Origin of the sequence: Streptomyces fulvoviolaceus (assembly GCF_000718165.1) — a bacterium.
Classification (GTDB): Bacteria; Actinomycetota; Actinomycetes; order Streptomycetales; family Streptomycetaceae; genus Streptomyces; species Streptomyces fulvoviolaceus.
The window spans coordinates 1-17,374 of record NZ_JOEY01000064.1; the positions used below are offsets into that span (position 1 = coordinate 1).

At 66.5% G+C, this 17,374-nt stretch carries 14 protein-coding genes and 1 pseudogene; 11 read left to right on the plus strand and 4 right to left on the minus strand.

Annotation, left to right across the window (positions count from 1 at the left end; all coding sequences use genetic code 11):
• Window positions 1-161: 161 nt before the first annotated feature.
• Window positions 162-1,274: pseudogene (locus IG08_RS0145720) on the plus strand (IS256 family transposase); the annotation flags it as partial.
• Here IG08_RS0145720 and IG08_RS58075 read toward each other — a convergent pair.
• A complete protein-coding gene (locus IG08_RS58075) occupies window positions 1,195-2,433 on the minus strand; it encodes an IS110 family RNA-guided transposase (protein WP_078655997.1) in 1,239 nt (412 codons plus the stop codon). The pseudogene IG08_RS0145720 and the gene IG08_RS58075 sit on opposite strands and share 80 nt — an antisense overlap.
• 859 nt (window positions 2,434-3,292) lie before the next feature.
• Between IG08_RS58075 and IG08_RS0145730 the strand changes: the two genes are divergently transcribed.
• The 5 genes from IG08_RS0145730 (at window position 3,293) to IG08_RS0145750 (ending at window position 9,358) form a co-directional block, all read left to right on the plus strand.
• Window positions 3,293-5,236: a pentapeptide repeat-containing protein gene (locus tag IG08_RS0145730; protein WP_234343142.1), complete on the plus strand. Its 1,944-nt coding sequence runs from the start codon at window positions 3,293-3,295 to the stop codon at window positions 5,234-5,236.
• A 1,024-nt stretch (window positions 5,237-6,260) separates the two neighbouring features.
• Complete coding sequence (locus IG08_RS0145735; RefSeq protein ID WP_063757840.1) at window positions 6,261-7,028, plus strand: hypothetical protein; 768 nt, start codon at window positions 6,261-6,263, stop codon at window positions 7,026-7,028.
• Between the two features lie 395 nt (window positions 7,029-7,423).
• Window positions 7,424-8,350: a hypothetical protein gene (locus IG08_RS0145740; RefSeq protein ID WP_030618183.1), complete on the plus strand. Its 927-nt coding sequence runs from the start codon at window positions 7,424-7,426 to the stop codon at window positions 8,348-8,350.
• A 199-nt stretch (window positions 8,351-8,549) separates the two neighbouring features.
• Entirely contained in the window at window positions 8,550-8,966 is a 417-nt protein-coding gene (locus IG08_RS0145745) for a hypothetical protein (RefSeq protein WP_030618186.1), read from the plus strand.
• A 155-nt stretch (window positions 8,967-9,121) separates the two neighbouring features.
• The gene (locus tag IG08_RS0145750) at window positions 9,122-9,358 is read left to right on the plus strand and encodes a hypothetical protein (protein ID WP_158812359.1); all 237 of its coding nucleotides are present in this window, start codon (window positions 9,122-9,124) and stop codon (window positions 9,356-9,358) included.
• 86 nt (window positions 9,359-9,444) lie between these two features.
• Here IG08_RS0145750 and IG08_RS0145755 read toward each other — a convergent pair whose 3' ends face one another.
• Window positions 9,445-9,891 (minus strand): hypothetical protein, encoded by a 447-nt coding sequence (locus tag IG08_RS0145755; RefSeq protein WP_030618193.1) that lies wholly within the window; start codon window positions 9,889-9,891, stop codon window positions 9,445-9,447.
• A 101-nt stretch (window positions 9,892-9,992) separates the two neighbouring features.
• Between IG08_RS0145755 and IG08_RS0145760 the strand changes: the two genes are divergently transcribed.
• Both IG08_RS0145760 and IG08_RS0145765 read left to right on the plus strand, forming a co-directional pair.
• Window positions 9,993-10,538 carry a hypothetical protein gene (locus IG08_RS0145760; RefSeq protein WP_030618196.1) on the plus strand — a complete coding sequence of 182 codons (546 nt, stop codon included), beginning with the start codon at window positions 9,993-9,995 and terminating at the stop codon, window positions 10,536-10,538.
• Window positions 10,539-11,032: 494 nt separating this feature from the next.
• Window positions 11,033-12,655: an ISAzo13 family transposase gene (locus tag IG08_RS0145765; RefSeq protein WP_078656005.1), complete on the plus strand. Its 1,623-nt coding sequence runs from the start codon at window positions 11,033-11,035 to the stop codon at window positions 12,653-12,655.
• A 135-nt stretch (window positions 12,656-12,790) separates the two neighbouring features.
• On the opposite strand, the gene IG08_RS0145770 is transcribed toward IG08_RS0145765, so the two are convergent.
• A complete protein-coding gene (locus IG08_RS0145770; RefSeq protein ID WP_030618202.1) occupies window positions 12,791-13,606 on the minus strand; it encodes a class I SAM-dependent methyltransferase in 816 nt (271 codons plus the stop codon).
• Complete coding sequence (locus IG08_RS55045; RefSeq protein ID WP_043456833.1) at window positions 13,603-14,928, minus strand: NsdA family TPR-like regulatory protein; 1,326 nt, start codon at window positions 14,926-14,928, stop codon at window positions 13,603-13,605. The genes IG08_RS0145770 and IG08_RS55045 overlap by 4 nt, the downstream gene beginning before the upstream one ends.
• A gap of 210 nt (window positions 14,929-15,138) precedes the next feature.
• Here IG08_RS55045 and IG08_RS59560 point away from each other — a divergent pair, with 210 nt between their 5' ends.
• From IG08_RS59560 to IG08_RS0145790, 3 genes are all read left to right on the plus strand, one after another.
• Window positions 15,139-15,576, plus strand: coding sequence for an ATP-binding protein (locus IG08_RS59560; RefSeq protein ID WP_158812360.1), 438 nt, complete (start codon window positions 15,139-15,141; stop codon window positions 15,574-15,576).
• Entirely contained in the window at window positions 15,573-16,124 is a 552-nt protein-coding gene (locus IG08_RS55050; protein WP_158812361.1) for a DUF6624 domain-containing protein, read from the plus strand. Before IG08_RS59560 ends, IG08_RS55050 begins: the two co-directional genes overlap by 4 nt.
• A gap of 148 nt (window positions 16,125-16,272) precedes the next feature.
• Window positions 16,273-17,373, plus strand: a complete 1,101-nt coding sequence (locus IG08_RS0145790; protein ID WP_030618214.1) for a radical SAM protein — start codon at window positions 16,273-16,275, stop codon at window positions 17,371-17,373.
• Window position 17,374: the final 1 nt, after the last annotated feature.

Here is a 17,374-nt window from a genome sequence, read left to right on the forward strand (position 1 = left end):
GGATGGCGTCCCGCGTGATGGTGTAGGCGATCAACGTGTGGGAGTGCGCGGGCGTTTGCCCGGGGCGCACACCTGATGCAGGCGGCCGCTCCCTGACCAAGGGGCGGGCCACCGTGCAACTCTCCCTGCTAAAACGCCAGTTCAAGCGGTGGGAGTGCACGATGGCCCTGTCTCAGTCTGACCTGTTACGCCTGCTTGAGTCACTACGCTCGACCGACGGAAGCGAGCTCGTCCGCGTCATCGCCGAGCGGATGGTGCAGGAGCTGATCGAGGCCGAGGCGAGTGCGCACATCGGTGCCGAGTGGAACGAACACACGCCCTCGCGGACGACCGTCCGCAACGGGCACCGCGACCGGGTGCTGACCACGCTGGCCGGCGATCTCGACCTGGAGATCCCCAAGGTCCGCACCGGCAGCTTCTTCCCGTCGCTGCTGGAGCGTCGGCGCCGCATCGATCAGGCCCTCTACGCCGTCATCATGGAGGCATACGTGCATGGCGTCTCCACGCGCAGCGTGGATGACCTGGTCAAAGCGTTGGGCGGAGACAGCGGGATCTCCAAGTCCGAGGTCTCGCGGATCTGCGAGGCCCTCGACGAGCCGCTGACCGCGTTCCGCACCCGCCCGCTGGATCATGTCCGCTTCCCCTACGTCTACCTGGACGCGACCTACTGCAAGGCGAGGGTGAACCACCAGATCGTGTCGCAGGCCGTCGTGGTCGCCACCGGCATCACCGAGGACGGAGGCCGCGAGGTCCTGGGCCTGATGGTCGGAGACAGCGAGAGCGAGGCGTTCTGGAAGGATTTCCTGCGTTCCCTGCGCGAACGGGGCCTGTCCGGCGTCCGGCTGGTCATCACCGACCAGCACCTGGGACTGGTCGCCGCGGTCCGCAAGGTCATGCTCGGCGCCGCCTGGCAGCGGTGCAGGGTTCATTTCCTGCGCAACGTCTTCAACGTGATCGACCGGGATTCCGGCGAGATGGTCGCCGCGACGATCCGCACGATCTTCACCCAGCCGACCGCCGACCTCGTGCGCGCCCAGCTCGACACCGTCGCCGACATGCTCGGCACCCAGTTTCCCAAGGTCAAAGCCATGCTGCTGGAGGCGAAGGAGGACCTGACCGCGTTCGCGGACTTCCCGCCCCGGCACTGGAAGAAGATCCAGTCCACCAACCCGCTGGAGAGGATCAACCGGGAGATCAAACGCCGCACCGACGTCGTCCAGGTCTTCCCCAACCCACCTGCCCTGGAACGGCTGGTGACCGCCGTGCTCTTCGAGACCGGCGGTCACGGATCAGGGCCCACAGGACGTTCACGCGTCGCCGGGCCAGGGCGAGCACGGCCTGGACGTGGCGCTTGCCCTCCGCGCGCTTGCGGTCATAGAACTGCCGGGAGTTCGGGTCGCAGCGGATGCTGACCAACGCGGAGGTATAGAAGACCCGTTGGAGTCGGCGGTGGTACTGGCTGGGGCGGTGCAGGTTGCCGCTGACCTTGCCGGAGTCGCGTGGCGCGGGAGCAACCCCGGCGAAGGCGGCCAATGCGTCCGGGGAAGCAAAGCCGTCCAGGTTGCCGCCGACAGCGGCCAGAAATTCCGCCCCGAGCACGGCCCCGATTCCGGGGAGGCTCTGGACAATGTCGGCCAGTTCGTGGCTTCGGAACCGCTCCTCGATGAGCCCGTCGATCTCGCCGATCCGCTCATTGAGGGCAATCACCTCCTCGGCCAGGGTGCGAACCAGCTGGGCGATGGTTTTCTCTGCTGGCACGGACATCTGCTGGCGCTTGGCTGCCTCAACGGCCCGCTCCGCGAGAGACCTTGAGTTCTTGACCTTGCGGTTGGCCAGCCACTTTGTCAGCCGCGTAATTCCGGTCCGGCGGATAGCCGCCGGGGTCTGGTAACCGGTCAGTAGCTTGAGAGGACCGACATAGGTGATGTCCAGGTCCCGCTCGAGCGCAGGGAAGAGACTCAGCAGGGAGCCGCGGAGCCGATTCACTGTCCGGGTGCGGTCCTCGACCAGGTCCGTACGGCGCCCGGTCAGCAGTTTGAGTTCGAGCGCGGCCTCATCGCCGAAGTTGATCGGGCGCAGGTCGCGCCGCATGCGGGCCTGGTCGGCGATGACGTAGGCGTCGCGGGCGTCGGTCTTGCCTTCGCCGCGGTAGCCGTCGGAAGCGCGGTTGACAAGGCGTCCGGGTATATAGAGGACTCTCTGGCCGTGCGCAATGAGCAGGGCCAGTAGAAGCGCCGGCTCGCCGCCGGTCATGTCGATCGCCCAGGTCACCTCGTCTCCCGCGGCCATGCCCAAGACGTCACCAATCAGCTGCAGCAGCTCTGGTTCATCGTTCACGACACGGCGCGACAATCGGGTGTTGCCCTCGGCGTCCAGGGCCAGGCCGTGGTGGTGGCCCTTGCCGCTGTCGATCCCTGCCCATATCCGGCTCATCGTGCTCCTGACGTGCAGACTCGTGCTGTCCGTACCGCAGACGACCTCGCCGGCATTGCTCTACACAGCGACTTTCTCGCACTTCCCAATCGGCGGCCGAGTCGTCGTGGGGAGCCGGGCGGCCAAGCATCTCGAGCCACAGTCGGCAGCACGACGAAAGCCACACCCGATTCCCTGGGTGCCGCAACCTTACGAATGGCTGGGGCGATCCCAGAGAGGAAGGTAGAGCACGACGAATGGATCGCCTTCCCCCGCCGCTACCTCCCCGAAGGCAGCATGGAAGAGCTCTACGCCGAACTCCCCGAAAGCGCCCCTGCACTACCTGGCCCGGCGCGAAGCCGTCAAAGCGGTACTTGGCTTCCATGGCACACCGCATGTTTCCACCACCACACGTGCCGTTGGCCTTCACGAGCCCCTCCCCGCCCATGTCCAGGCGCAGATGACCCCTGATGCCTCGACCGCCCAGCTGCGGCGGATGGCGTACTTCGCTGAGGGCAGTTACCGCACACGCTTTCTCAGACGCGGAAACCCGACTCCTCAACCCCGCCCTGAGGAGTCAGATTTGCTGCATACGTACCTGCTCCGACAGCTCCGCCTACCATCTGCAGGGGTAATCGATCTCAACGCTCGGCGGGCAGCGGCAGCCTCGGCACGGTAGAAGCATGACAGCACCGAGCACACCCCCATAACGGTCCATCGAGGTTCTCGGTCGAGGAGCCGAGCGAGTTCGAGAACCGTCGCGTAGTCAGCACCCCATGCCTCGACGAGGCACTGGTCTACAGGGTCGGCCGCCAGCAGTTTCCGACGTGGCCATCGTCTACGCCGACACACGCAGGTCCGGCCGAGGAGAATCACCCGAGTGACGAACAGCCCAAGAATTCTCTGCGATTTCACCTCGGTTACCGCCTCGGACGCCTGCCACGGCACCGCCATCCCCTCGTACAGCAGATGCCTTGCTCATCTGGATAGCACCCGGCGCACTGAATACCTGGACAGTTTGTCTCCCGGCTCGGACATCGACTGCAGAGGCGTGGTTTTTACGGGCTCGCTCTTGCGTGAACTCCTTGACGCCCTGTCTGACTCAATGGGTCATTCCGTCCTGGGCAACGCATTGTTTGAGGAGGCACACTTTCGGGGGGCTGCGCCCTTCACGGGGGCAGCGTTCACAGGAAAGGCATGGTTCGGCAAGGCGAAATTCGCTGGCGCGGCAGGATTCAGATTTGCGAAATTCAACGGAACCGCCCGATTCCGCGGAGCCCATTTCGCCGGAAAGGCCCACTTCGATCAGGTGCGCTTCGATCAAGGGGCGCGCTTCGAGGACGCCCAGTTCGACGCAGAAGCATCCTTCACCGATGCTCACTTCGTCGGAGATACGTGGTTCGACAAGGTGGACTTCAGCGCTGCTGTCTGGTTCGAAAGAGCAGAGTTTGACCAGAAAGTTCGCTTTCCAGACACCCAGTTCCATGAGCCTGCCCTGTTCGAAGAGGCGAAGTTCCACGGCGAGGCTCGCTTCGATCACGGGCATTTCCATCGCGAGACCGGTTTTGATCAGATTCTCGTTGGCGGCGCAGCCAGCTTCGAGGGAGCCCGGTTCGACGGCATGGCCCGGTTCGACCAGGCCCGATTCGCCGACCACGCCTCGTTCGCCGACGTTCGGTTCAACGACGCCTCCCAGATCGGGGCCCTCATGTGTGCGCGCACGCTCGGCCTGTCCGGCGCGGTCTTCATGCTCCCCGTGACACTGCAGATTGCGGCCGGGGAGCTGGTATGTGCGCGCACGCAGTGGGAGTCCACGGCGACGCTCCAGGTGAGATATGCCCGAGTAGATCTCACGGGTGCCGTGTTGTCTGCCCCTCTCGACGTGACCGCTCACCCTGTGCCCTTCATGACGCACAGCGGACGCGCAGTGGACGAAAGCCTGCTGACCGGCCGGGATGAGGCAGTCCAAGTGGTCTCGGTACGCGGCGTGGACGCTGCTCACCTGGTACTCACCGACACCGATCTCAGTACCTGCCGGTTCACGGGAGCCTTCCACCTGGACCAGATCCGGCTCGAGGGCCGTACCGTCTTCGCCGAGGTGCCTTCAGGCATCCACAGACGCTTCCGGGTCTGGCCTACTCACTGGTCCCAGCGACGCACCGTGGCCGAAGAACACCAGTGGCGTGCCCAGGCCACGAAGCAGGGTCCCAATCCTGACGGCGCCTCACCACGCCTGTGGCGGACCGGACCGGACCACGGTCATGCGGTACACACACCGGATCCAGACGACGTCACCGCGGTGTACCGGCAGCTACGCAAGGCATTCGAGGACGGCAAAAATGAACCCGGAGCTGCGGACTTCTACTACGGCGAGTCGGAAATGCGCCGCCACGACCGCGTCACAACATCACGCTCCGAGCGACTCCTACTGCACGGCTACTGGCTTCTGTCCGGATACGGACTACGCGCCTTTCGAGCCTTCGGCTGGCTCCTCGTCGCCATGGGGATCACCATCCTGCTTCTGATGAGCCTCGGCCTCCCCCAGCACTCCCCTCGGCAGGAAGCGACCGGCATCGTCCCGGCTGGCGGAGGCCGCGTGACGCTCACGCTCGATCAGGACGACCCGCAGAACCCCAGCGGCGACTGGTTCACCAGCGAGCGGTTCGAGAAGTCCTTCAGCATCACCTTGAACTCGGTCATCTTCCGCTCCAGCGGCCAGGACCTCACCACCGCCGGCACGTACATCGAGATGGCCTCCCGCCTGTTCGAACCCGCCCTCCTGGCCCTCACCGTCCTCGCCATCCGCGGACGCATCAAACGTTGACTTCGAGGATGAGCGGCTCAACACCGCGCTGCGCGGCCTGGATGCGTCCAAGCAGCAGGTGGTGCTGCGTACGCTGAGGACGAAGGAAGCACCTAGACCGAGGCCGCGGCGGCCGCCTGCGTCGTCAAGCCCCGCGACCGTCGGCATGATGGCGTCGTCGGCGTGAGCCGTGCCATCGCTGCCGTACGCCAGCGGGCCCCAGCCGGCGGCGAGACCTCCCCGCGCAGTGTTGGGTGATGGACGGGGCGGCGGGGTCGGCCACCGTTCCCGAACAGTGCCGGTGGGCTCTTCATATGCCCCGGTCGGAAGCGTGGGCGGGGCCGCCGTCTGGTGGGATGCTGAGCGCAGCGCCTGCGATGGCGCGTGGGGGATCTATGTTGATCCGACGACGGGCAATGACCAAGTGCGGGGTCGCCGTTGCAGCGGCCGTACTGAGCTGGGGTGCCGTGGCGTGCGGAGCCGCTACAGATCCACCGGGAGGGGATACGGGCCCCCTGCCTGAGACCAGTGGGGACGTCGGGGCCCCCACCCTCACCGGTACAGCACCAACCAGTGGCCCCACCGGCACAGGCGAGGTGCCTCCGCCCCCTCCTCCACCAACGAACACCTTTCCGAGCGATGGACAGCCTCCGCTCCCAACCGACCAACCGTCGCCGACGCCGACGCCGACGTGCAGCGAACTGCCTACTACGTCGCTCTCGCCGTCCTGTCTCTCGCCCTCACCGGATGGCTCCGGACCGTCGCCTGAACCGGATGAGTCCTGAGGCAGCCGATGGCCTCCACCGGGACACCGGCACCCGCCGACGGCTCTCCACGTCCGTCCTCCCGCAGCCGACGCCACGCAGTGCGACAGAGGACGGCGCGGCGGGCAGCGCCCCCGCCTGCTGCCGTTCGACGCAGAGTGCGTCGTGCGGCACGCAGGCGCGACGGGCTAAGTCCCCAGCGGCCGGCGACCGTGTGGGGTGGCAGTCCGGTTGAGCTGGCCAACTCGGCTTTCGGCGCGGGCTCGTTCATCGTGGCGCTGATGCTCTTCGCCGGCTTCGTCCACAGCAGCGTCTACTACGGTTACTTCCACCTGGAGAGCTCCGCCATCGGCTTCGACTCGGTCGAACTGGCACTGCGCAGCCTGCGACTGGCCACGTTCCCCGTGCTCATCACCCTGGCCCTGGCGATCGTCCTGCCGCGCCTTCCCGAGCTGCTGCCGACGCTCGGTGTCCCCTCCCACCTCATCCGGCGCATGCGCCGCGCCGGACGGGCGGTGGCCCGGGCCTATCTCGCCTTCGTCGCCGCCGGCATCGTCCTGATGCTGTTATGGCGCTACATCCAGCCCTTCGCCTGGGCCGCTCCCCTCCTGGTGGCGTGCGGCTTGATCCTTGGCCAGACCAGCGCCGCAGCGCCCGTGGCGACCAGACGACGGCGCCTGTGGGACCGTGCACTCCCCGTGGCCGGCGCCGCGCTGTTCCTGATGTGGGTGGTGGCCCTGGCCGCCGGGCAGCTCGGCCGCCAGGACGCGGAGCGCGACGCCGAACGGCTCGTGCGGCGGGTCGCCGTCCTCGTCCACAGCACCGAGCAACTGAGCATCACCGGTCCCCCCGGACTGGTCATCGAAGACCTCGGTGAAGGCCTGCACTACCGGTACCGCTACAGCGGCCTGCGACTGCTGGTCGAACGAGACCACCGCTACTACCTGCTGCCACTGGGCTGGAACCACAACACGGACCCCACCTACGTCATCGACGACGACGAAACCATCCGGATCGAACTACGCCCCGGCACCCAGCCCCGCCGGTGACCAAACCCCGTCCTCACCCGCACCGTCACTTGATCCATAGGACCGCGCGGCTTCACGGGCAGGTGGCGGGCATACCACCGGCGAAGGGACTCGTTGGGAGTGCACACCGCCTGCAGCGCACGTACGTACAGGCTGGACGGGGGCGGGTCCTGCACTTGGTGCATGACCAGTGTGGTGTCGTGCCGTCTCGCTGCCCTGCTGTGCCGCTATGGTTCTGGGCTGCGGCAGGATGCGCACGCCGCGAGCCTGCGTCCGGTACCCCGCACCGGTCATGCACCAGGCGAAGGACACCGGAACTGACTCGGTTCCAGGGACGGTCCCGCACCGTTTCGCCCATGCCTGCGCGTCATCGACTCTGCGGGGCAGCGGGGGCCCTGGAGCGGAGATCGATCCTCATGACCAAGTCCGGTGCGAGCGGCCCCAAGGCCCGTGCCCGCAAGGCGCAGCAGGCGGCTGGTGTCCGCTACACCCAGGTCCGCCGCACGAGCTCGCCGTCACGCAACGGGCGCACGGTGCAGTTCCTGCTGGAGGACCGGTACGAGCTCGGCACGCTCGAGGTGCAGATCGCGGCCGCATGGGCGCGGCAGGGACTGCGGGTGCTGCTGGTGCACGAGTACAAGCCGTACGGGATCAACATGGCCCTGTACTCCCGCCGCGCCCGGGAACGCAAGGCCGCCGAACAGCGGCAGCAGGCCTGGCCCGGGCACCGCAGCACCCTGCTGTGGACGGCCGGCACCGGCCGGGACCAGGGCGGGCTGCTGGTCGAGCAGCACACCCCATGGTCGACTCCGCCCGCCGAACCCAGGCTCCTCACACGTGACGACAACCCGCTCCGCGACGCACTGCAGTGGGGACGCCGCTACTTCGACACGGTGGTACTGATGGGTCGCCCGACCTGGCCGCACCGCGAGCTCGTGGACCACTTCGTCGTGCTCGCCGCCAGCAACGGCATCCCCGTCACCGAGACCCTCACCCACGGCGCGGTACCGGAGGAGCGCCAAGAGCATCCGCTCACCCCCGAGCAGAGTGCCGCGCTGCTGCGCGAGCGGTACCTGAACTTCCTCTACCACCGTCCGTCCGCGTTCCTCGGAATGATCACCGGAAACCGCGAACTGCCGGCCGCGGAGCTCGAACCCGGCTTCGTCCACGCGGTCGAAGCCAACATGGCCGCCGCCGGAATCCCGCTCCTGGGTCACGTCCACGTCGGCGACCACGACCTGGCCACGCACGCCCGCCGTACCGACCAGGCAGTCCTGGTCGCCGCCTCCTCGCTCGATCCCGGCGTCGAACAGGCCGCGAAGACCATCACAGACCGCTGGTAGCCACCCGGGGCTGCGGCAACGCACGGTCGCTCATCTCGGCCCTGCCTGTTGGGCCCTTTGAGGAGATACCCGCGAAGGGCCTACTAGAAAGTTGCAGGTTCTCGGACTGCGCAGGTCTGGCTACGGTGACATTTCGTCTGGGCAAAACTCCTGCGGGGCACCGAGACACGTGCCCTGCTCGGCCAACAACGGGGGATCCATGAACATTCGCAAGCAGCTCGTCACCCTTGCCGTTACCGGCGCACTCGCCGGGACTGGCCTCATCGGGACTGCTTCCACCGCCAGCGCGGCCACCTGCCTCGGCAGCGCACACTCCTTCACCAAGGCCGTAGACAACCATTACCACCCGCCATACAAGGAAAACCGCTTCCTCGCGACGAGCAGCAGCTGTGCGGACATCAACATCAAGCTCAGCAGCGCGTACACGGAGAACGTGAAGGTCTGCTTCTATCGCGCGGGTGGCGACCTCAACTACTGCCAGAGCGAGGAGAAGTCGGTCGCACCTGGCGCGTGGAAGGTGATCGCCACGGACGTCGCGGACAACGTTCTCTACAAGCTGTACTTCGGCAAGGCCGCCGCCTATGACCGGAAGATCACCGGCAGCTGGGCTTCGTAGACCGCCCAGCTCGCCTGCCGCAGAGTGGCCCTCAGCAATTCCTCCGCTGAGGGCCACACCAATTTGCCGCACTGAGAGACCAGCATGCCGCGGCGGCGGCCTTCGGGCTGTGGCAGGGCAACCGCGGCGCCCGGGTCGTGGCAATCATGATCGGCGTGGCGGCCTTCCCTGCCAGCAACGCCCCCGGCGTGTACGGCCTGGCCCTGATCGCGTACGGGCTGACCATCATCCTGCTGCTCGTAGTGCCCAGGTCGTCCCGCGCCTGGTTCAGCCGTCAACGGGCCGGCCTGCCGGACTGCATCAGGACCGCCCGCACCGGCGCGTACACGGGACGGGGACGGACGGGACGGTCGTATCCGCCCTGGCGGCCGCCCCACGGGCCCACACGATGACCGACGTGAAGTCGATGACCCGTCAGGTCGAGGTTGTTCTCGGCGGGCCGGGGCCGCTACCAACCGGTCCCTACCGGGGTGCGGCGTTACCGCATGGCCACATAGTCCTGCGGCGCCTTGCTCAGTCTCTCGACCATCTGCTCCTCGCTCATCCCCCGCCAGGCCACTGCGGAGGCACTGGCGATCTTCCGGAACAGGACGTCAGCGGGGATCGGCGGCAGACCGGCGAAGAGGAGGTGATGGTCTGCGCCGACGCCTTCGCTGAACTCGCGGTGCAGCAGCCACACGACCTCGGCGAACATGGGGTAGCTGCTCTGGTGCTTGTTCCACAGGCACCGCAGTGCATCGAAGCCGAAATCGACCTTGATGAAGCCCCACAGGTATGACATCTCTGCCGTCTTGTCCGGAAGCTGATCGCTATTCAGGTACCGGACCCAGTCATTCAGGATGTCCCACCGCAGCGCGTTGGTGATCACCCCGGCTGGTGCCACGCTCTGCCGTAAGTCGGCCGCGAACTCATCGTTGAACGTCATCCGGCGACCGTAACGAGAACAGCACCGGCGCACCACGGTGCCCGCTCGCGGTCCACCCGGAACTCTGCCGGCCGGCACCAGCGTGCGAGACCATCCCTCCCATGACAGATGGATGGGGAACGGTCATCGCCACGGTGATCCCCGCCGCGGCCGGTTTCATCGGCATCGCCGTAGGCCGCGCCACAACCAGGGACCAGGCCACCGTCGAACACAAACAATGGCTCCGGGGACAACGCCAGGAGGCCTACGTCGAGTTTCTCGCGGTCTGGGACCGCGCCCTGGGAGAACTCGTCGACAAGCTGGACTCCTTGAACAGGTGGGACAGCCTGATGGACGACTGGGAAGGCGACCCCGAATCCGCCCGCGAAGACATCTACGAGGCCGTCGCCGCCATACCCGCAAGGGTGAAGACACCGCGCGAGCGAGTCCTGCTCCTCGGGCCCGACGGCGTCGACGACCTCGCCGACAACATGCTCGCCAACATCACCGCCATGCACACCGCGCTCCTGGAACACCTCAACGAAGAACTTGGCCTTGCCGCGGCCCGAGTACGGTTCGAGGAAGCCCATGGACGCGGCCTAGAAAACCGGGGCGAGTGGCTGAACCGTGTGAAGGACGTCCTGCGAGCCGCTCCAAAGCCGACCTAAAACCCGCGGTGGACGCTCGCCGGTACTGCTGTGGCCGGGTCGCCGAGCGCCCCGCCACGAACGCGCCACCCACGATCGCGAGTTCGCCCGCCTCCTCGGACACCCCGGCCCACGCCTGACCTGAGACAAAAAGAATTTCCAAGATTTATTGCCGGTTTCGGCGCCGCAATTGGCGGTGGCGCCAACCCCGCACTCGCCGCTTGCCGCCCCGGGAGCTCAGTTCAGGCCCGCTTCGTCCTGAAATTGGCCGCAAGAACAGCGTCGACACAGACGTCCGGCAGGCTGGTCGACATGGCCAAGTCGTTCGCCGTGATGCCGTGTCGTGCTGCCACAGCCACGAACTCCTCTAAGGGCTCGCAGAGAATCAAGGTGTTGCTTCCCGCATCGGGGCTCGTTTACCTGGTACGGGCATCCCTGACGCGACTCGTGACCAACTGGCTGTCAAGTTTGGGGTGTTGTTCCCGCATCTGGACGAGCGGCAGCGTCGGCTGCTGATGGGAGCCGAGGCCCGGGCCCTGGGACACGGCGGTATCCGGGTGGTCGCGCAGGCGGCTCAGGTCAGCGAGACCACGGTTCGCACGGGCGTGGACGAGTTGGAGGCGGGCGAGGGACCGCTGGGGCGGGTTCGCCGTCCTGGCGGCGGGCGCAAGAAGGCCGCCGAGGTAGACGCGGGGCTGCGGCCGGCCCTGCTCGCACTGGTCGAGCCGGACATACGCGGGGATCCGATATCGCCGCTGCGCTGGACAACCAAGTCGACGAGGAAACTCGCCGCCGAACTCACCCGCCAGGGGCACCAGGTGAGCGCGGACACGGTCGGGGACCTGCTCCGGGAGGAGGGCTTCAGCCTGCAGGCCAACGCGAAGACCATCGAGGGCGCACAGCACCCGGACCGTGATGCCCAGTTCCGCTATATCAACGACCGGGCCAAGGAACACATCGGTGCCGGGGACCCGGTGATCAGCGTGGACACCAAGAAGAAGGAGTTGGTCGGCGACTACAAGAATCCCGGGCGTGAGTGGCGGCCGCCGGGCGAACCAGTGCTGGTCAAAACGCATGACTTCCTGGACCGGCAGGGACCGGGCAAGGCGATCCCATACGGCATCTACGACCTTGCGGCGAACACCGGCTGGGTCAGTGTCGGCACCGACCACGACACCGCCGAATTCGCTGTCGCCTCGATCCGCCGCTGGTGGCAGGCCCGCGGCCGTCACGACTACCCGCACGCCACCCGTCTTCTGATCACAGCGGACGCGGGCGGCTCCAATGGCTACCGCACCCGGGCCTGGAAGAGTGAACTGGCCGCTCTCGCCTCCGGAACTGGTCTCGAGATCACTGTCTGTCACCTACCGCCCGGGACCTCGAAGTGGAACAAGATCGAGCACCGGCTGTTCTCCCACATCTCCATGAACTGGCGCGGCAGACCACTGACCAGCCATGAAGTCATCGTGGACAGCATCGCGGCGACCACGACCCGCACCGGTCTGAAAGTCGAAGCTGAACTCGACACCGGCACCTACGACACCGGGGTGAAGGTCACCGACGCCGAGATCGATGCACTGGCAATGAGCCGGCACCGCTTCCACGGCGACTGGAACTACACGCTCCGCCCTGCTGGTCCTCGCCCGGCCCCACACCATGAGACGGAATCCGAAGCCGCCACAACCACCCACCCGGCCGCGCCCCCGGACGGCGTTGACACCCAAGCTCTCCGCGACCCGGAGTTGACCGGCATGACCACTGCCCAACTCGACGGTCTGGTCAGTGCGATGATCCCGGCGCTCACGCAACAACGCGAGCAAATCCGCCACGAGCGCCGGGGCGGCGAGCGCCGACGGCGCCGAGGTGCGGGTGCCAAGGACAAGCTCTCCGACGCAGACCGGATCCTCGCCACCGTGCTCTGCCTCCGCAAGATCGGCACCCACGACCTGCTCGCCCGACTCTTTGGCGTCACCGGAAGCACTCTCACACGGGCCGTCCAGGAAGCACGCCCGCTACTGGCCGAGCACGATCACGCGATCCACCCCTCAACTGCCAGATTCCGCACCCCGACTGATGTGGCCGTCCACCTCGACCGGTACGGAACACACCCCCCGAAGAAGATCAAACCCGCATGTTGATTCTCTGCGAGCCCTTAGCGGACAGGTCGGCCAAGTTGACCCAAGTCAACAGGCGATACCGCCGAACTAACTCAAGCGCGCCCCCGTTCCCCAGCTTCGTGCCGGGGAACGGGGGCAATTTCGTCGTTGATCACCTCAACGAGGGCAGATCAGAATTCCACCAAGGCACGTGATCTCGAACGAGCCCTGCCTGCTGATGTGCTCCGTGACAATCTCGCGCGCTCGGTCGATCGTCGCCTCGAACGGCACCTCGTGCTGATCCGCCCATGCGCGATACGAGTTCATGTGGGCGATCACAGGCTCAGTGGTCGCTACCGAGATCGTGCCGGGTAGCTCGACGATCTCGACCTTAGGGAATGCGGCTCCGAGCAATCCGGGCGCCTTCTCCAGCGAGAACCGTGCACTCAGTGAGATCCTCGACGGCCCCTTGTCGACGCCAAGCACGTCGCCAGCCGCACGCTCCCACAGTCGATCAAGTTCGACTTTGTCTCGCTCGCTGTTCGTCGAGGCGATCAGCAGGCCGCCAGTTACAACCCGATCGAGTTCTGCGACGGCCGCCGGTATGTCCTCAACGTGATAGAGCATGTGCAGGGCGAGGGCCGCGTCGACGCTGCCCGTCGCAAGCGGCAGGCGAGCCGCATCCGCGACAGCAACAGGCCTCGGTACTCCGTCCAGAATGCCGAGGGACACATCGAGGCCGAGCAGGCGCAGGTCGGGGCGTTCCTGCACGAGTCGCTTGATGAACATGCCGTTCCCGCATCCCACATCAACAACCGTGCCTCGAACGTCGCGCAGGTGCTCAGCCACAAGCCCGGGCAGGTCGTAACTCGGTGTCTGCCATTGGTAGAGCGACTGGCGCGCAGCGAGGTCTTGCTCGGTCTTGTACGCGCTCTCGGTCAAGATCGCGCGGTCGGTCACGGCGGCGTCGTGCGTGGCGGAAGGGTCAGTCACGTCAGCGGCTCCGAAGGGTCGGCAGCAGGCAAGGCGATGGGTTTCGCCGTGCCCCTGATGCGTTCCCGCAGGTCGGCAACCTGGGGCGATCCACGGTACTTGGCCGCACCGAGTTCGCTCGCGAACCTTCCGAGCCGAGTGACGATGCTCGCCGACAACTGCCCTGTCGGGCTGCTGAGGACCGAGCCGAGCAACTCTGCGGCGGCGTCGAGGTCGCCGGCAAGCAGATGACCTTGGGCAAGGTCTAGGTGAGCGGCGAGCAGATCGAAAGTAGACCGGTCATCGTCTGCCGCCTCTTGGTACAAGTCGACCGCTGTTTCGGCGGCGTCGATGGCACGCTGCACGTTTTGAACTCCACCTAGGGCAAGGTGAGTTGTTCCGGCATACGTGAACTGCTTGGCATGGGGGAAGCTGAAGATGCCGGGCACCTCGTCACTTCCGTTCACGGCTTCGCGTGCCCGCTCGGCAGTCACGAGCGCCTCGGCAGCACCGCGCACATCGCCGACTACCGCCAGCGCTCGGGCCTCCAGACTCGCCAAGCGAGCCGCGATGGTTCCCGGCGCCGTGTACTGCTGGCCGCTCCGGGCAAGGTCCGCGGCACGCGCTGCGTCGCCGTCCCAAAACGCGATGAGCGACTCAACGGCACGCACCCATGCCCGTAGCCCGTTGTGTCTGGCCGCCTCGGCGCAAACCCATGCCGTGCGGGCGTGGGTAGCGGCCGAGTGGTAGTCGCCCACGTCAAGGCAAACGTGCGCGGACAGACCGCTAAGCCGGCCGGCCGCTGTCAACAAGTCCGTTGTCTGCTTGGGCCGTTGGCGGCCTCGCAGCGTCTCGAACGTCTCTTCCCTAAGATCGCGAATCTCAGCGTGCAGCTCGGCCAGCGGACGACTCACGAAGTGTCGAGAGAGCCGGGCAACGTCGGCGTCAATCTGCTCAACGGCGGTTTCGTCCGCGTTCCTGGTCGCGAGGAACCGAGCGAATCGTGCTGAAGCCGCAGCGTCGGCCGCCAACGTGTGACGCGACGGCGGAGGAGCAGCCGGCACAACCGCGTGCACGCTGATTGGCGCGGCCTCACGCCGACGGACTTTGCTGACCGCCGCCGCACGGTCCAAGAGCACCTGATCGACGCCGAGGACTTCCGCGAGGTACTTGCGCGTGTGGTCGGACGGAATGCGCACCTCACGCTCGTACCGGCCGACCTCCTTGCCGGTCATCGCGCCCCGGCCCTCGACCTCGTTGTACCGGTCGGCGATTCCCTGTTGCGACTTAGCGAGGTCCTGACGCAGGCGAGCGAGCAGTGCGCCGATGCCTAACTCGCTCATCGTGGCTCCCGGCTAGAGACTCTGGCCCCCATCTTGGCCCCCTATTTGGCCCCCGCGCAGGCTCCCGACCCAAAAGGGCTACGGAAGTTTGCTGGTGGCATGCAGTTTCACCACCACAACACCGCGTCCCCCGCGGCCGTTCCGTTCCCCGGGGGTCTGGCTCCACCGCCGCCCACCCCTCTAACCCGCGGCTCTCTCCGCTTGATCAGTGTGCGCCGACAGAGACTCGACGACGAGGGCGACTTCGTGCTGCATGTCGCCTTCGGCCGACTCCCCAACGTCGTGCGTCTGGTCCGTAACACAGCCGTCGAAGTTGCAAAGCCCCTCGGCTACTTGGAGCAGCTCGACGACGTACAGCTGCTTACGAGCGAGCTCGCAACCAACGCCGTACGGCACTCCCACGGCGATATCACTCTGACCGTCCGCCGCCGGTCGGATGCCGCTCTATTCCTCGCGGTCGGAGACGAATCGCCCCACTTCCCCCGGCGCCGTTCAGCAGCTCTGCACGACGAGCGCGGACGTGGCCTCGAACTCCTCCACTGTCTCGCCGCCCGCTGGGGAATCGCCTCTACCGGTCACGGCTCCAAGTACGTCTGGTGCCTGCTCCCCACGCCTACAACACCCCCCATTCGGGAGACCCCCGCATGAACTCCCCCAAGCCAGCAATGCCGGACCTCGCCGTCACCCTTCTGGACTGCAAGCAGCGCGACCAGGAAGCCCGTAAGCAGACTCACGGGCCCGACGCCGACCCCTTCAAGCTCGGCGTCATCGCCGCCGACAACGCGTTCGTTCTGCGCGGAATCATCGAGCAGCACGGATGGCCCGGGCACAGCCTCGTCGGCAAGCTCGCCGCGAACGCCGCATGGTGGATCGCTCAGCACGCCGACCGTGACCGTGACTTCCAGCAGCAGGCCCTCACCGCCTTGCAACAAGCCGTACCGAAGGGCGAGGCCACCCCCGTTCAGCTCGCCCACCTGACCGACCGCTGCCTGCTTCGCGCCGGCATGCCACAGCTCTACGGCACCCAGTACAGCTACCAGGGCAGCACCCTCAAGTGCCACGAGATCGAGGACCCGGAGAACCTCGACGCTCGCCGCGCCGAGCTCGGTCTCGACCCCTGGGCGGAGTTCGACGAGATGATCCGAACCGCGTTCCCCGTGGTGGGCGTCAAGGTGGTTTCCGATGCCCACCCCTAGCCAAGCCTGCCCCAACTTAGGCCGAGCCGTCCGCCGGCAACTACGCCGGGCCAAGTATCACGGGGCCGCTCACATGGTCGTCGTCCTGTGGTGCCTGCCCGCTCTGTGGATCGTTCGCACCGCCTCGTACTGAGTCGCAGGAGATCGGATGCAAGAGCTCATCGTCACCCCGTTCCTCGAGGGCCACTACGTCTTACGCCCTGGAAGCCCCGCCGGCATCAAGATCACTCAACTCCAATACGCAGAACTGTGTGACTCCCCGTCCAAGGGCACCATTCCCACATGGTTGCTGACCGCCGCTCGCCGCCGCTGGTCTCTCGACCTCGGCGAAAGCCCCGCGCCCGACGCTCTGTTGATCCGCGATTGCTCCCCATACGGCCACGGCCGTGCCTCCTACGAGGTCAACAACGGGTGCAACTGGGCGTGCGGCCACTGTGTCTACGGCGACAAGCTGCACGAGGGCCTCGCATGGGAACCCCGCGAGCGTCTGCTGCACATCCTGCGCGACGCGGGAATCGTGTGGATCGAACTCGGCGGGGGCGAGTGCACGATCGACAGCCACTTCCCGGAGACGTACGCGCTCGCGTACGACCTCGGAATGATGGTGGAGATCCTGACCAACGGGTCCACCCTGCACCGCCCGAGCATGCTCGACCTGCTCACCACTCGCCGCCCGTACCGGGTAACGCTCAGCGTGTACGGCGCCACAGCAGAGACCTTCGACGACTTCACACAGCGCCGCGGCGCCTTCAACAACTTCATGCGCGGCCTCGTCGCCGCCAACGAGGCCGGACTGCCGCTGTCCCTAAGCGTGATCATCACCCGCAGGAACGCCCACGAGGCCGAGGCCATGCGGGCACTCGCCCACCGCTACGCCTCACGCGTCCGTGAGTACGCCCAGATGTCCCCGACCTTCGCCGGCGGCGCGGACCCCCTCGCGGAACAGGCCCCCGAGTACCTCCGCAACGAAACACCCTTCACCGGATGCGACGCCGGCCACACGTCCTTGAACGTGAACCCCTTCGGCCTGGCGAGCGTCTGCAAAGTCTCCCGTGACAACCCGATACCACTACTCAAAGAAGGTGTCGCGGGATTGGCGCGGCTCGGCGCCATCGCAGACCGAGCACTTCAGCGTCAGGACGCATGCACGGGCTGCGCCCTTCAGAAGAAGTGCACCAAGTGCATGCCGCTCGTGAAGATGCACCGCCGAGCCGACGCGCCTCTGAACCGCTACTGCCAGCACGCTTGAG